Origin of the sequence: Pseudomonas sihuiensis (assembly GCF_900106015.1) — a bacterium.
GTDB classification, from domain to species: domain Bacteria; phylum Pseudomonadota; class Gammaproteobacteria; order Pseudomonadales; family Pseudomonadaceae; genus Aquipseudomonas; species Aquipseudomonas sihuiensis.
Map to the genome: position 1 here is coordinate 2,324,488 of NZ_LT629797.1, position 13,940 is coordinate 2,338,427.

Consider the following 13,940-nt stretch of genomic DNA (forward strand, 5'->3'; position numbering starts at 1 on the left):
CTCGTCCGGAGAACGAGAAATCTCGCCTAGACAGCCGGAACAGACGATGATCACATCACCGCCAGCCCAGTTAGACCGCCTGATTGAGCGGCAGAGGCCTGGTCATCGCCCGACGGCCATGGCGGCTGGCTGCTTCGGGGGGCTTGCCTTGGGCAGGGCTGCAGCTTAGGTTGATGACATTGTGCTAAACCCCGCCCCTTAACCAAACCTTAGAAGCCACTCATACATATCGAGGCCAACAACCATGAAATACGATAATCAAAAAATTTCGGAAGTTGTTCTAGCACTGTTTGGAGTGTTTGAGTTTGAGAACGGCAGGGCTTGGAAACGGATAGAATTCAGCGTTATGGATGAGCTATTTAAAAAAGGCTATATCAGCGACCCCAAAGGCAAATCAGAGTCAGTTTACTTAACAGAGGAAGGTTTGCAGCTAGCTAAAGAACTGGCTAAAAAGCACTTCTCCGTACAGGATTAACCTCTAGCAAGTGTATATGGACTCGCCCCCGCTCATCCCAACAAGGACGTAAACATCGATGGACTTCATTGCACGCAATTTCAGATGGCTGATGCTGCTATCCGGCGTTCTCACGGCAACCATGTTCTACGGCCTGTTCGCCCCGCAGGAGGCGCTACAGTCGATGTTCGGCGCATCCTTCGATGGGCAGTTGCAATCCTTGGTCGTTCGCAGTTGGTCGGCGCTGGTCGGGTTGATGGGCGTACTGCTGATCTATGGTGCGCTGAGCCCGAAGCATCGGGTTCTCTGCGCCATCATTGCCGCGCTGAGCAAGGCCATCTTCGTGTCGCTGCTGCTAACCCATGGCCAGGATTATCTGAGCAAGGCCGCGCCCGCCATCGCCCTGGATCTGCTGGTGATCATCTTTACCCTGCTGTTTCTGCTGGCCGTGCAAAAGCGGCGCAGTGCTTGAGGCGAACCTCATGGGAATGATCAGGCATGTCCTCTGGCTGGACTGCATGGCCGCTGCGAGCGCGGGCGTTGTGGTCCTGTTGCTGGCCCCCTGGTTGAGCGGCTGGTATGCCCTGCCCGGCGAGCTGCTGAGCTTCATCGGCGCGGTCAATATCGCCTATGCCTGCTTTTCCTTTTCGCTGGCGATTCGTGTGCGGCGCGCCGAAGCGCTGATCAAGCTGCTGGCAGTGGCCAACGGACTCTGGGCGCTGGCATGCCTTGGCATCGCTGCGACCTTTGCCCCGCTCATGACGCTACCGGGGCTTTGCCATGTGCTCGGCGAGGCTGCGTTCGTGGGAGGCCTGGGCATGCTGGAGTGGAAATGGCGCAGGCAGCTGCTGGTGGCTGGCGAACAGGGCGTTTCGACTCAGCCTGTCGCGGCCCGGTAGCCGTCACAGGTATTCAGGCGAAGATCCGGCGATGGCCGCTCAGGCCATCATCAGCCCTGTCCGTCAGCGCTGTGAAAACGGTTCTTGCCCGCGTGCTTGGCCGCGTACATGGCCTGGTCCGCACGTTTCAGCAGGTCCTGGCCGTCTTCGGCGTGCAGCGGAAACAGAGCGGCGCCCACGCTCGCCGATATCCGCACCATGCTGCCGTCCAGATCGAATGGCTTGGCCAGTACATCCAGCACCTTGAGCGCTACCGTCTCGCACTCCTGACTGCCGTGCAGATTGCCGAGGACGATGCCGAACTCATCACCGCCGAAACGTGCGACCGTGTCGGTGCTGCGCACACAACCTTCCAGCCGCCTGGCGGCCATCTGCAGCAGGCTATCGCCAGCCGTATGACCGTGGCGGTCGTTGATTTCCTTGAATCCATCCAGGTCGATATAGAGCACGGCGCACAGCTGCTGCTGGTCGCGCACGGACTCCAGCGCCTGGTCGAGTCGCTGGTGGAACCTGACGCGGTTGGCCAACCCGGTGAGGGCGTCATGCTCGGCGTCATGACAAAGGCGCGCTTCCAGGTGCTTGCGCTCGGTGATGTCCTGCGTGACCAGCACCAGGAACTCCGGGTGACCCTGGCGATTGCGCACGACGCTCGAGGCCTCGCAGACCCAGATCAGCGAGCCATTCTCACGCCGATAGGTTTTCTCGATTTCCGGGGAAAGCGCACGTGCCTCGCTGACCAGTTGCTCGCTCAGAAAGCTGCGGGCTGCGGCAGCTACTTCAGTGTCGCTCAGGTCGAAAATGTTGGCGCCTTGCAGCGCCTCGGCCGGGCGCCCCAGCATGCGTGCGAACTTCTCGTTGACCCGCAGTATCCGACCCTCGGGGCTGATATGGGCGATACCCATGGCCGCCTGGTGAAAGGTGGCGCGAAACAGCGCTTCGCTGCCTTGCAGGGCATCGGTGGCCGCACGTTGGCGAACCAGCATCAGCGCCAGCAGGCCAACGAACAGCATGACCACCAGGGTGACGCCGACTGCGGCCATCAGGTAGGTGGAGCGCCGCTGCAAGGTCGTCGCCATCTCCTCGTCGTAGCCGGTGGCCACGGTAATCATCAGGGGATAACCGCTCATGGTGCGGTAACTGACGATACGGGCGACGCCATCGAGCCCCTCGCCACTGTCGTGGAAATCATCAACGTCATGCAGCTTTTGCCGCTGGAACCAGGCCAGCGACTCGGCACCCAGGCCAAATTCGCTGCGTGCGCCGATCTTGCGCGCACGTATCACGCCGTCGAGGCCGGCGAGCTCCAACAGCCCCTGCGGGCCCAGATCGACCTGCTGGAAGAAACGCGTGACGTCCTCTGGACGCACGGCCATCACCACGACGCCGGCGAAGCTGCCGTCATCGCGCTCGATACGCAGCGACATGGGGATCAGCCAACGCCCGGAAACCCGCCCGAGTACCGGCTGATTGATGAACAGGTGATCGATACGGGCATCGCGCTGCGCCGTGAAGAACTCACGGTCGGCGTAGTTGACCGGGCCGGTGTTCTGGCTACTGCTGACGATATCGCCCTGCTCGTCCACCACGCTGACGATGGTGAACATCTCCTCGCGGATCACGCCCTCCTCGACCCAGCGGCGCAGGTCGATGGCCTTGCCCTGCCGGCGATACTGCTCGCGCACGAAAGCCGCCACCTGCTCGGCCGCCTTCAGCGCGCGGAACACCTGCTGCTCGAAAGCGATGGCCAGACTGGAGTTGGCTTCCATTTCCGCAGCCAACGCCTGCTCACGTTCGAAGGCGATGCGTTGCAGGGTGATCAGCCAGACAACGGCAACGAATACGCTCGCCAGAACGATCAGCAGGTTCAAGGGTGTTGCGATTCGAGGGCGTCGAGCGACGGCGTCATGCGCGTCGATCGGCGTGCTGGGCGGGGTCATCGCCTTGTTCTCCAAGCCATTCACGGGCGGGCTGTTTCTAGTTGTCGAGGGCAAGGGTCTGATGCCCTTTGGTTCAGCGTCGCGGGGCGTGATCCATCGCCTTGCGTTGAATCATAGGCACTGTTGCGCCACTGTGCTGCCATCATGCGGTAACGGGTTTTGCCCGAAAATCGAGCTTGCGGCAGACTGACGACCGACACGGCGCCTCAGCCACATCACGTCGAGCCGAGCGGCATCCGCACGGCTCCTGCTCAATTTCTTCGATAACCGCCTGCCTTCGAGGCCCGCCTTGGAAACCACGGTCTTTCTCGCCGTCATCGCCGCCGCTGCCCTGCATGCCGGCTGGAACGCTCTGCTCAAGATTGGTCTGGATCGCTTCCTCACCGCCACGCTGATCCAGATCGGTGCCGGCCTGGTAGCACTTTGCGCCCTGCCGCTGGTGGCGCTGCCACAAGCCTCGGCCTGGCCGTGGATCGCGCTGTCGGCGCTGCTGCATATCGGCTACAACTTCTTCCTCGCCCGCGCCTACCAGTACGGCGACCTGGGCCAGGTCTACCCGATTGCGCGGGGCAGCTCGCCGCTGATGGTCGCCTTGCTGTCGCTGCTGCTGTTGCATGACGGGCTCGGTGCCCTGCAGTTGCTGGGTTTGCTGGTTCTGGTGCTGGGCATCTGGCTGATGGCGCTGCGCGGTGGGCAGCACAAGGCGCCACAGGGGGCAATGCTGGGCTGTGCGTTGATGACGGCACTGTTCATCGCCGGCTACACCCTCAGCGATGCCATGGGCGCGCGCAGCAATGGCGATGCGCTGAGTTATTCGCTGTGGCTGTTCACCGTTAACGGCGTGGTGATGGCGGCGGTATTGGCCATCAGCCGTGGGCCGCGCGCCTTCCTGCAGCTGGGCCCGCATTGGCGTGGCGGGCTGGCCGGCGGGGCGATGTCGATGGCGGCCTACACCATCGTTATCTGGGCCATGACCCAGGCGCCGGTGGCATTGGTTTCGGCCCTGCGCGAGACCAGCGTGGTGTTCGCCGTGCTGCTGGGGGTGGTGTTGCTCAAGGAGAGATTGCGGCCGATTCGCCTGCTGGCGTGCGCGGTGATTGCGGCTGGTGTGGTAGTGATGAAATTGGCGTGAGGGGTTCGCGTTGCAGCAAGTGGATTGCGAAATCACAACTTGGTGGGCTGAAGCCCACCCTACGACGCTGCGCCCCCCTATAAGGACATTTGTAGGAGCGAGCTCTGCTCGCGAATCCCCGAGCGCAAAAGCTTCGCGAGCAGAGCTCGCTCCTACCCGGTACACCAACGCAACCAGCAGATCAGGAGGCGATCCGCACCATCGGGTCGGTCTGACTCGGCATTCTGACCGGGAACCCGAGACCCGCTTTACGGTTCTGTTGATCAACGGGTGCTGAGTAGTCGACCGTTTTTTCGTCATACGCTGCCTGCATGCTGGCCGGGCTGACGGCCTGGACGCGAGAGTTTTTTGTGTCCTGCCATCCATGGCGGCCACCTCAAGGGCCGTCGCGGAGCGACGTCAAAAACTTCTCCCGGAAGTTTTTTGCCGGCCAGGCGGGCTTGCGGCACACTAGCGCCCTTCCCGAGCCACCGCTCGTTTTGCCACACAAGCAGAGTCCGTATGACCCGTTCCCCCTTCCGCCGCCTCGTCTTCGGATCGTTGCGCCGCCTGCTGTACCTCTGGGTACGCTCGGAAACCATCAACCAGTCCGCCTTCACCCTCAAGCTCGACCGCAGCAAGCCGGTGTTCTACGTGCTGCAGCAGCCGTCGGTGAGCGACCTGGCGGTGGTCGACCGCGAGTGCACCAAGGCCGGCCTGCCGCGCCCGGTGCTGCCGGTGGCGGTGGGGGAACATGTCGAGCCGGCGGCCTTCTTCTACCTGACGCCGGAGCCGGACTGGTTCGGCCGCCAGGACAAGCGCGGCATTTCGCCGACCCTGGATCGGGTGATCGCCGCCCTCTCCCGCCACGCGGTGGACGATGCGCAGATCGTGCCGGTCAGCGTGTTCTGGGGCCAGTCGCCGGACCGCGAGACCAGCGCCTGGAAGCTCCTGTTCGCCGACAGCTGGGCCGTGACCGGGCGCCTGCGCCGGCTGGTGAGCATCCTGATTCTCGGGCGCAAGACCCGCGTGCAGTTCTCCACACCGATTCACCTGCGCGAGCTGGTCGAGCAGGACAAGGGCCAGGAGCGCACCCTGCGCATGGTGCATCGCATCCTGCGCGTGCACTTCCGCAACCAGAAGGCGGCGGTGATCGGCCCGGACGTGTCGCACCGGCGCAACCTAGTCAAAGGCCTGGTGCACGACCCGCTGGTGCGTCAGGCGATTGCCGAGGAAGCCGAGCGCGAGAAGATCAGCCTGGAGAAAGCCGAAGCCCAGGCGCTGCGCTACGGCAACGAGATCGCCTCGGACTACACCTACACGGTGATCCGCTTCCTCGAGCTGGTGCTTTCCTGGTTCTGGAACAAGATCTACGACGGCATCAAGGTGCACAACGTCGAAGGCGTGCGCGACATCGCCCAGGGCCACGAGGTGATCTACGTGCCCTGCCACCGCAGCCACATCGACTACCTGCTGCTGTCCTACCTGCTGTTCCGCAACGGCCTGACGCCGCCGCACATCGCTGCCGGCATCAACCTCAACATGCCGGTGATCGGCGGCCTGCTGCGCCGTGGCGGCGCCTTCTTCATGCGCCGCACCTTCAAGGGCAACCCGCTGTACACCGCGGTATTCAACGAATACCTGCACACCCTGTTCAGCAAGGGTTTCCCGGTGGAGTACTTCGTCGAGGGCGGCCGCTCGCGCACCGGGCGCATGCTGCAGCCGAAGACTGGCATGCTGGCCATCACCCTGCGCAGCTTCCTGCGCAGCCACCGCCTGCCCATCGTCTTCGTGCCGGTGTACATCGGTTACGAGCGCGTGCTGGAAGGCCGCACCTACCTGGGCGAACTGCGCGGCGCGAGCAAGAAAAAGGAGTCGATCTTCGACCTGTTCAAGGTGCTCGGCGCGCTCAAGCAGCGCTTCGGTCAGGTCTCGGTGAACTTCGGCGAGCCGATCAAGCTGGCCGAATTCCTCGACCAGCAGCAACCCGGCTGGCGCCAGCAGGAGCTGGGCCCGCAGTACCGCCCGGCCTGGCTCAACGACACCACCAACCGCCTGGGCGAGCGCGTGGCGCGCCACCTCAACGAGGCAGCCTCGATCAACCCGGTCAACTTGGTGGCATTGGCGCTGCTGTCCACCAGCAAGCTGGCCCTGGACGACCGCGCTCTGGCGCGCGTGCTCGACCTGTATCTGGCGCTGCTGCGCGCGGTGCCCTACTCGCCACACACCACCCTGCCGGACGGCGACGGCGCGGCGCTGATCGAGCACGTCAAGGGCATGGACCTGCTGGCCGAGCAGAAGGACGCGCTGGGCAAGATTCTCTATCTGGACGAGCAGAACGCCGTCCTGATGACCTACTACCGCAACAACGTGCTGCACATCTTCGCCCTGCCGGCGCTGCTGGCGAGCTTCTTCCAGAGCAGCGCGCGGATCAGCCGCGAACAGATCCTGCGCTTCACCAAGGCGCTGTATCCCTACCTGCAGGCCGAGCTGTTCATCCGCTGGGAGATCGAACAGCTGGACGAGGTGGTGGACCAGTGGCTGGCGGCCTTCGTCGAGCAGGGCCTGCTCAAGGTCGAGGGCGACGTGTACGTGCGCCCGGCGCCCAGCTCACGCCAGTTCGTGCTGCTGACCTTGCTGTCGCGTTCGGTGGCGCAGACCCTGCAGCGCTTCTACATGGCCATCGCCCTGCTGCTCAACGCCGGGCAGAACGCGATCAGCGCCGAGGAGCTGGAAGACCTGTGCACGGTCATGGCCCAGCGCCTGTCGATCCTGCATGGTCTGAATGCGCCGGAGTTCTTCGACAAGAGCCTGTTCCGTCACTTCATCCAGAGCCTGCTGGACCAGGGCGTGCTGCGCCAGGACGAAGCCGGCAAGCTCAGCCATCATCCGCTGCTCAGCGAACTGGCGGAAGGCGCCGCCAAGCGCGTGTTGCCGGCGGAGATTCGCCTGTCGATTCGTCAGGTGGCGCTGGATCGCAATGAGGACGAGCCGGCCGCACCGTGATGTGTGTAGGGTGCGCTGTGCGCACCTTCGAATCACCGTAGCCACCGGTGCGCACAGCGCACCCTACCGCCCCGCTACTGCCTCGGATGGATGTCACGTGTTACATCCACTATGGCGGAGGCTCAGAACAAACAGACGAACCTGTCATGGGTTTGGCAGTCAGTGATAGACCACATACCGGCAGGAGGCCCTGGCCATGATCGATTCCCTGATGTTGAGCGCTGCACGCATCACCACGCTGGCGACTGGGCAGGTACTGACCAACGCCAGCGGTTTCTTCTTCCGCCGGGATCAACGGCTGTTCCTCGTCACCAGCCGTCACGTGATGCTCGACCAGCCGAGCGGCCATCAGCCGGATAGCCTGCAGATCGAGCTGCATACCGACGCAGACAACCTGGCCAGCACCGTCAGCTTTTCCATCCCGCTGTACGACGGCGACCAGCACCTGTGGCGTCAGGGCATGGATGGCGCGGGCGAGATCGACGTGGCGGTGACCGAACTGGATCAGTCCGCCCTTCCCGACAACGGCGCTTACCAGGCCTTCACCCCACAGCACCTGCTGCAAGCAGACGAGCATGTGGAAATCGGCTCGACGCTGCTGGTGGTGGGCTTCCCGCTGGGTTTTCAGGACACCCTGCACCGCATGCCAGTGGCACGCCATGCCGGGCTGGCTTCGTCCTTTGGTTTGCGTTTCCACGGGCTGGGCTACTTCCTCACCGACGGGCGCACCCATCGCGGCCTGAGCGGCGCGCCAGTGGTCAAACGCGCCAGCGTCGATGGCGAGCTACCCTGGCATCTGCTCGGCATCCATTCCACGCGCCTGTTGGGCAATCGCGATGAGGATCAGGACGAGGCCCTGGGTCTGAACTGCACCTGGTATGCCGATATTCTGATGACGCTGACCGAATAATCGCCCGGCGTCATCGCCAGAGATGACTGCCAGGCTCGCCGGCAAGCCGGCTCCTACAGAACAAACCACGCCCCGTAGGAGCCCGCTTGCGGGCGATAATCAATGAGTAGCCGGATGAAATCCGGGGAACCACTCAATGTCCAGTCGCGGCTAAAGCCCCTCCCACAGAACCCATCGTGCCGGTGGGAGGGGCTTTAGCCGCGACAGCTTTTTCTGGCGCTCGAACGGCACCGGATTTCATCCGGGCTACGAAACGTGGATGCAGGGGCGGACCAGAACATCGCGGCTGAAGCCGCTCCTACGGGTATTTATCCGTCGAGTAAGAGCGGCTTCAGCCGCGAAAGATCCAGCTCACACTTTTCAGTAGCCCAATAAAAAACCCGCCCTGCGCATCACGCAGGGCGGGTTTCTTTACAGCAGTTAAAGCCTTACAGAGTCACGGCAGCCGGCTCGGGCTCGGCGGCCATTTCCACGTCCGGCGCCACTTCGATGTGCGGCAGTTCGAGACGCTCGCTGCTCCACTGGCGAATGCGGTTGGTCAGCGCCAGGTCATCGTTCAGCTTCTGCCCGTAGGACGGGATGATGTCCTTCAGGCGCTCTTGCCACTCAGGGGTGGCGACCTTGTCGGCGAAGGCCTTCTCGATCAGGTGCAGCATGATCGGCGCGGCGGTGGAAGCACCCGGCGAGGCGCCCAGCAGTGCGCTGATGCTGCCGTCGGCCGAGGTCACCACTTCGGTGCCGAACTGCAGCACGCCGCCCTTCTCGGCATCCTTCTTGATGATCTGCACGCGCTGGCCAGCATTGATCAGCTCCCAGTCTGCGTCCTGCGCCTCCGGGAAATACTCGCGCAGCGAGGCCATGCGGTCTTCCTGGCTGAGCATCAGCTGGCCCATCAGGTAGGTGCTCAGCGACCAGTTGTCCATGCCGGCGTTGACCATCGGCATGAAGTTGTCGGTGGTCATGCTGCTGAACATGTCGAGCAGCGAGCCCTGCTTGAGGAACTTGGTGGAGAAGGTGGCGAACGGGCCGAACAGCAGCACGTTCTCGCCATCGATCACGCGGGTATCCAGGTGCGGTACGGACATGGGCGGCGAGCCGACCGAAGCCTTGCCATAGACCTTGGCCAGGTGCTGGGCGACCACGTCCTGATTACGCGTCATGAGGAACTGGCCGCCGACCGGGAAGCCGGCGTAGCCCTTGGCTTCTTCGATACCGGATTTCTGCAGCAGCTTGAGCGCGCCACCACCGGCGCCGATGAAGACGAAGCGGGCGTTGATGCTCTGCTCGGCGCCGCCCTTGGCCAGGTCGGCGACGATCACGCGCCAGGTGCCATCATCGTTGCGCTGCAGATCACGAACTTCGTGCTCAAGATGCAGGCTGGCCTGCTGCTTGCCGATCAACGAGTCGATCAACTGACGGGTGATCTCGCCGAAGTTGACGTCGGTACCGATGGCCATGCGCGTGGCGGCGACCTTCTGCTGCGAATCGCGACCTTGCATGACCAGCGGCACCCACTGGGCGATCTGCCCGTGGTCCTCGGTGAACTCCATGCCGCGGAACAGGTTGCTGTGTTGCAGGGCGGCGTGGCGCTTGCGCAGGTACTCGACGTTGTCGTCGCCCCAGACGAAGCTCATGTGCGGGGTGATGTTGATGAAGCTCTTGGGCTTGCTCAGCACCTCACGCTCGACCTGGGTGGCCCAGAACTGCTTGGATATCTCGAACGACTCGTTGATGGCGATGGCCTTGCTGATGTCGATGCCACCGTCGGCGGTTTCCGGGGTGTAGTTCAGCTCGCAGAACGCCGAGTGGCCGGTGCCGGCATTGTTCCAGCCGTTGGAGCTTTCGGCGGCTACCTTGTCGAGGCGCTCGTAGATTTCGATGCTCCAGTCCGGCTGCAGCTCGTGGAGGTAGGTGCCGAGGGTGGCGCTCATCACGCCAGCGCCGATCAGCAGCACGTCGACGGTTTTCTCGGGCTCGCGGGGCTTGGAGCAACCGATCACGCTGAAACAAAGCAGCGTCAGCAGGATTTTCTTCATGGGACAGTCCAGTTCGTCGCACGACGACAACAGCCGTGCAGGCAAGGTTTCGGGCAGCGGCCGTTTGGGCCGCACATGGGCGATAGCCGCAGATCTGCGGCGCGGCGGGAGGAAGGGTATTTCCAGGCCTCTTGGCGGGCGTATTCCAGTCGCGTCGCCGGGAGGAGCAATATGCGTGCCGCTGAAAGGATTCAGCAGCCCAAATGCGGCTTTCTGCCACACATCAGGCTCGAGGCTGGCGGGAACTCGCCAGATCCACGGGAGGAGCCCCTTGGAAATGGCGGAATCCCGCCCGAATCAGGCCAGCAGCAGCGGTAATAGCAAGGCGGTGCCGATGCCCAGCAGGCTCATCGCCAGGGCGGCGAAGGCGCCGCACTCCTCGCCTTCCTGCAGGGCGTGAGCTGTACCGATGGCATGGGCATTGATGCCGTAGCTCAGGCCACGGGCAGCCGGGTGATCCACGCCCGCCCAACGCAGCAACAGCGGCCCCATGGCCGTGCCGATCACCCCGGTGAGCATGACCATCACCGCGGCCAGCGAAGCGACGCCGCCGATCTGCTCGGCCACCGGCATGGCAATCGGCATGGTCACGAATTTCGGCGCCAGGCTCATCACCACGCTCCAGTCGGCGCCCAGCGCCCAGCCGATGGCCAGGGTCAGCGCCACCGACAGGACGCCGCCGGCCGTGAGGGTGATCATCACCGGCCAGAACAGTTGGCGGATGCGCTTGATGTTGTGCTGCAGCGGCACCGCCAGGGCCACGGTGGCCGGCCCCAGCAGCCAGGCAACGGGCTCGGCGCCGGCGCGGTAGGTGGCGTAGTCGACCCCACACAGCAGCAAGGCGGCGACGATCAGCGTCACCGAAACCAGCACCGGCTGCAGCACCAGCCAGCCGCTGCGGCGATAGAGCCAGGCGGCGATCAGAAAAGCGGCCAGGGTCAGAGCGATGGCGAACAGTGGGTGGTGAGTCAGCTGCGTCATCCCTTGCGCTCCTGACGGCGGATCAACGTCTGCAACAGCCAGCCGCAGAACGGCACGGTGACCAGCAGCGACAGCACCAGCGCCGTGGCGATCACCGGCAGCTCGCCGAGCAGCAGGTCACTGCTGGTCATGATCCCCGACGCCGGCACGGCCAGCAACAACGGCAGGTAAGGCAGCAAACCACCGGCGGCCTGTTGCAGCGGCTCGGGCACCGCGCCACGCCACATCAGCCAGACCGAGAGCAGCAGCAGGCCGATGATGGATGCCGGCAGCATCGGCAACAGCCAGTGATTGAGGGCCACGCCGAACAACTGCAGCACTACCAGCCAGAACAGGCCACGCACCATCATGAGCTCGATTCCTCCTTATGGCGTCCCCGCCGAAACAGCGGACGCGGCTCGATAACCGAGCGACCATACAACACACTGAGCCCTTGCAGGCCCTTGAGTGCATCCTCCAGCGATTTGTCGGCGCGTACCGCGAAGGCATCGAAGCCGCACTGGCGCATGTGCGCCAGTTGATCACGCAGCACGTCGCCCACCGCGCGCAGTTCGCCGCGCCAGCCCATGCGGGTGCGCAGCAGGTAGGCCTGACTGTAGCCACGACCATCGCGAAAGCTGGGGAAGTCGATGGCGATCAGCGGCAGGCTGGCAAGAAATGGCTGCAGCGCTTCCGGCTCGTCGTCCACCTGCAGCAGCAGGCCATCGGCACTCATCGCCCTGCCCTGCAGCACCTCGGCAGGCTGCCGTTCGCGCCAGGCCGCCAGCGGCAGAATCAGCGGCGCGTCAGCCTCAGCGTCGAGTTGCCAGGGATCGTCGTCGACGATGCAGGCCTGGCCCTCGACCAGACGAATCAGGTTGTTCATACCACCTCCTCGCGGCTGTACACGCGCTCCTTGAAGGGTTCCAGACCGATGCGCTGGAAGGTGTCGAGAAAGCCTTCGTTGACCTCTCGATAATCGACATAGGTGCGCACGATACGCTCGATCACCTCGGGTACCTGCTCGGCGGCGAACGACGGGCCGATCACCTTGCCCAGCGCCGCCTGCCGCCCCTGGCTGCCGCCGAGGGTCAGCTGGTACCACTCGCTACCGTTCTTGTCGACGCCAAGGATGCCGATGTTGCCGATATGATGGTGGCCGCAGGCGTTCATGCAGCCGGAGATGTTCAGGCTCAGCTCGCCCAGATCGTGCAGGTAGTCGAGATCGTCGAAACGTTGCTGGATGGCCTGGGCGATAGGGATCGACTTGGCGTTGGCCAGCGAGCAGAAGTCACCACCGGGGCAGGCGATGATGTCGGTGAGCAGGCCGGCATTGGCCGTGCCCAGCCCGGACGCCTGGGCCTCTCGCCATAGCGCGTAGAGGTCGGCCTTGCGTACATCGGATAGCACCAGGTTCTGCTCGTGGGCAACGCGAATCTCGCCGAAGCCGTAGCGCTCGCTCCAGTCGGCCAGCGCCTCCATCTGCTCGGCGCTGACGTCGCCGGGCGGTGCACTGATACCCGGCTTGGTCGACAGCACCACGCTGAGGTAGCCGGGCACCTGATGCGCCATGACATTACGCGAGACCCAGCGGGCGAAGGCCTCGTCGCGTGCCAGGTGGCTGCCGAAGTCGAGGTCGAGGGCGTCCTGCGGCACATAGGCCGGCTTATGGAAGGAGGCGGCGACGCGCCGGTATTCATCCTCGGTGAGGCGCGCCGGGCCGTCCTTGATCGGCTGCCACTCGCGCTCCACTTCGGCGGCGAAGGCGTCGATGCCCAGCGCCTTGACCAGGATCTTGATGCGCGCCTTGTACTTGTTGTCGCGCCGGCCGTGGCGGTTGTACACGCGCAGGATGGCCTCGACGTAGGACAGGCAGTCCTCCCAGTGCAGCCCCTCGCGCAGGGCCTGCGCGATGATCGGTGTGCGCCCCAGGCCACCGCCGACCAGCACGCGCAGGCGCAGCTCGTTGGCCGCGTCGCGATACAGCTGCAGGCCAATATCGTGCACCTGAATGGCTGCACGGTCCTGTTCGGCGGCGCACAGGGCGATCTTGAACTTGCGCGGCAGGAACAGAAATTCCGGGTTGACCGTCGACCACTGGCGGAGGATCTCGGCCAGCGGGCGCGGGTCGAGGTATTCGTCGGCGGCGACCCCGGCGAAGGCCTCGGTGGTGATGTTGCGCACGCAGTTGCCGGAGGTCTGGATGGCGTGCATGTCGTGGTCGGCCAGCCAGTCGAGGATGTCCGGCACGCGCTCCAGTTCGACCCAGTTGAACTGGATGTTCTGCCGCGTAGTGAAGTGGCCATAACCGCGGTCGTACTCGCGGGCGATGTGCGCCAGGGCGCGCATCTGCTTGGCCGACAGGGTTCCGTAGGGGATGGCCACGCGCAGCATGTAGGCATGCTTCTGCAGGTACAGGCCGTTCTGCAGGCGCAGCGGCAGGAACTCCTCCTCGCTCAGTTCATCGGCCAGGCGCCGTTGTACCTGGTCGCGGAACTGGGCGACGCGCTCGCGCACCAGCGCACGGTCATAATCGTCGTATTGGTACATGCCGGCAGGCCTCCTGATCACGGGGCGTCGACTATGCCTGCCAGGCGTGCACTGAAAACAGCGCCAGAAAAGCCTTA

The 13,940-nt window shown here is 64.0% G+C and carries 12 protein-coding genes; 6 read left to right on the forward strand and 6 right to left on the reverse strand.

The genetic code is table 11. The annotated features are described in order from the left end of the window. The first annotated feature begins 244 nt into the window (after window positions 1–244). From BLT86_RS10965 to BLT86_RS10975, 3 genes are read left to right on the forward strand one after another with little or no spacing between them, the layout of a single operon-like run. The gene (locus BLT86_RS10965) at window positions 245–475 is read left to right on the forward strand and encodes a DUF6429 family protein (protein ID WP_092376640.1); all 231 of its coding nucleotides are present in this window, start codon (window positions 245–247) and stop codon (window positions 473–475) included. Window positions 476–533: 58 nt separating this feature from the next. After that, window positions 534–926 (forward strand): hypothetical protein, encoded by a 393-nt coding sequence (locus BLT86_RS10970; RefSeq protein ID WP_092376643.1) that lies wholly within the window; start codon window positions 534–536, stop codon window positions 924–926. After that, the gene (locus BLT86_RS10975) at window positions 919–1,353 is read left to right on the forward strand and encodes a hypothetical protein (protein ID WP_231976593.1); all 435 of its coding nucleotides are present in this window, start codon (window positions 919–921) and stop codon (window positions 1,351–1,353) included. The genes BLT86_RS10970 and BLT86_RS10975 overlap by 8 nt, the downstream gene beginning before the upstream one ends. 50 nt (window positions 1,354–1,403) lie before the next feature. Here the strand turns inward: BLT86_RS10975 and BLT86_RS10980 are convergent, their stop codons facing one another. After that, entirely contained in the window at window positions 1,404–3,290 is a 1,887-nt protein-coding gene (locus BLT86_RS10980; protein ID WP_092376646.1) for a sensor domain-containing diguanylate cyclase, read from the reverse strand. 289 nt (window positions 3,291–3,579) lie between these two features. Here BLT86_RS10980 and BLT86_RS10985 point away from each other — a divergent pair, with 289 nt between their 5' ends. The 3 genes from BLT86_RS10985 to BLT86_RS10995 all read left to right on the forward strand — a co-directional run bounded on the left by BLT86_RS10985 (window position 3,580) and on the right by BLT86_RS10995 (window position 8,317). After that, window positions 3,580–4,422, forward strand: coding sequence for an EamA family transporter (locus BLT86_RS10985; RefSeq protein WP_092376649.1), 843 nt, complete (start codon window positions 3,580–3,582; stop codon window positions 4,420–4,422). Between the two features lie 501 nt (window positions 4,423–4,923). Continuing rightward, window positions 4,924–7,407, forward strand: coding sequence for a glycerol-3-phosphate 1-O-acyltransferase PlsB (plsB, locus tag BLT86_RS10990; RefSeq protein ID WP_092376652.1), 2,484 nt, complete (start codon window positions 4,924–4,926; stop codon window positions 7,405–7,407). Window positions 7,408–7,603: 196 nt separating this feature from the next. Next, window positions 7,604–8,317, forward strand: a complete 714-nt coding sequence (locus BLT86_RS10995; protein ID WP_092376655.1) for a trypsin-like peptidase domain-containing protein — start codon at window positions 7,604–7,606, stop codon at window positions 8,315–8,317. Between the two features lie 428 nt (window positions 8,318–8,745). Here the strand turns inward: BLT86_RS10995 and BLT86_RS11000 are convergent, their stop codons facing one another. The 5 genes from BLT86_RS11000 to BLT86_RS11020 all read right to left on the reverse strand — a co-directional run bounded on the left by BLT86_RS11000 (window position 8,746) and on the right by BLT86_RS11020 (window position 13,863). After that, window positions 8,746–10,353 (reverse strand): malate:quinone oxidoreductase, encoded by a 1,608-nt coding sequence (locus BLT86_RS11000; protein ID WP_092376658.1) that lies wholly within the window; start codon window positions 10,351–10,353, stop codon window positions 8,746–8,748. 297 nt (window positions 10,354–10,650) lie between these two features. Next, entirely contained in the window at window positions 10,651–11,334 is a 684-nt protein-coding gene (locus BLT86_RS11005) for an LrgB family protein (RefSeq protein WP_092376661.1), read from the reverse strand. Then, window positions 11,331–11,684, reverse strand: coding sequence for a CidA/LrgA family protein (locus tag BLT86_RS11010; RefSeq protein ID WP_024308941.1), 354 nt, complete (start codon window positions 11,682–11,684; stop codon window positions 11,331–11,333). The genes BLT86_RS11005 and BLT86_RS11010 overlap by 4 nt, the downstream gene beginning before the upstream one ends. After that, entirely contained in the window at window positions 11,681–12,199 is a 519-nt protein-coding gene (locus BLT86_RS11015) for a DUF934 domain-containing protein (RefSeq protein WP_092376664.1), read from the reverse strand. The genes BLT86_RS11010 and BLT86_RS11015 overlap by 4 nt, the downstream gene beginning before the upstream one ends. Then, a complete protein-coding gene (locus tag BLT86_RS11020) occupies window positions 12,196–13,863 on the reverse strand; it encodes a nitrite/sulfite reductase (RefSeq protein WP_092376667.1) in 1,668 nt (555 codons plus the stop codon). Before BLT86_RS11020 ends, BLT86_RS11015 begins: the two co-directional genes overlap by 4 nt. Window positions 13,864–13,940 lie beyond the last annotated feature (77 nt).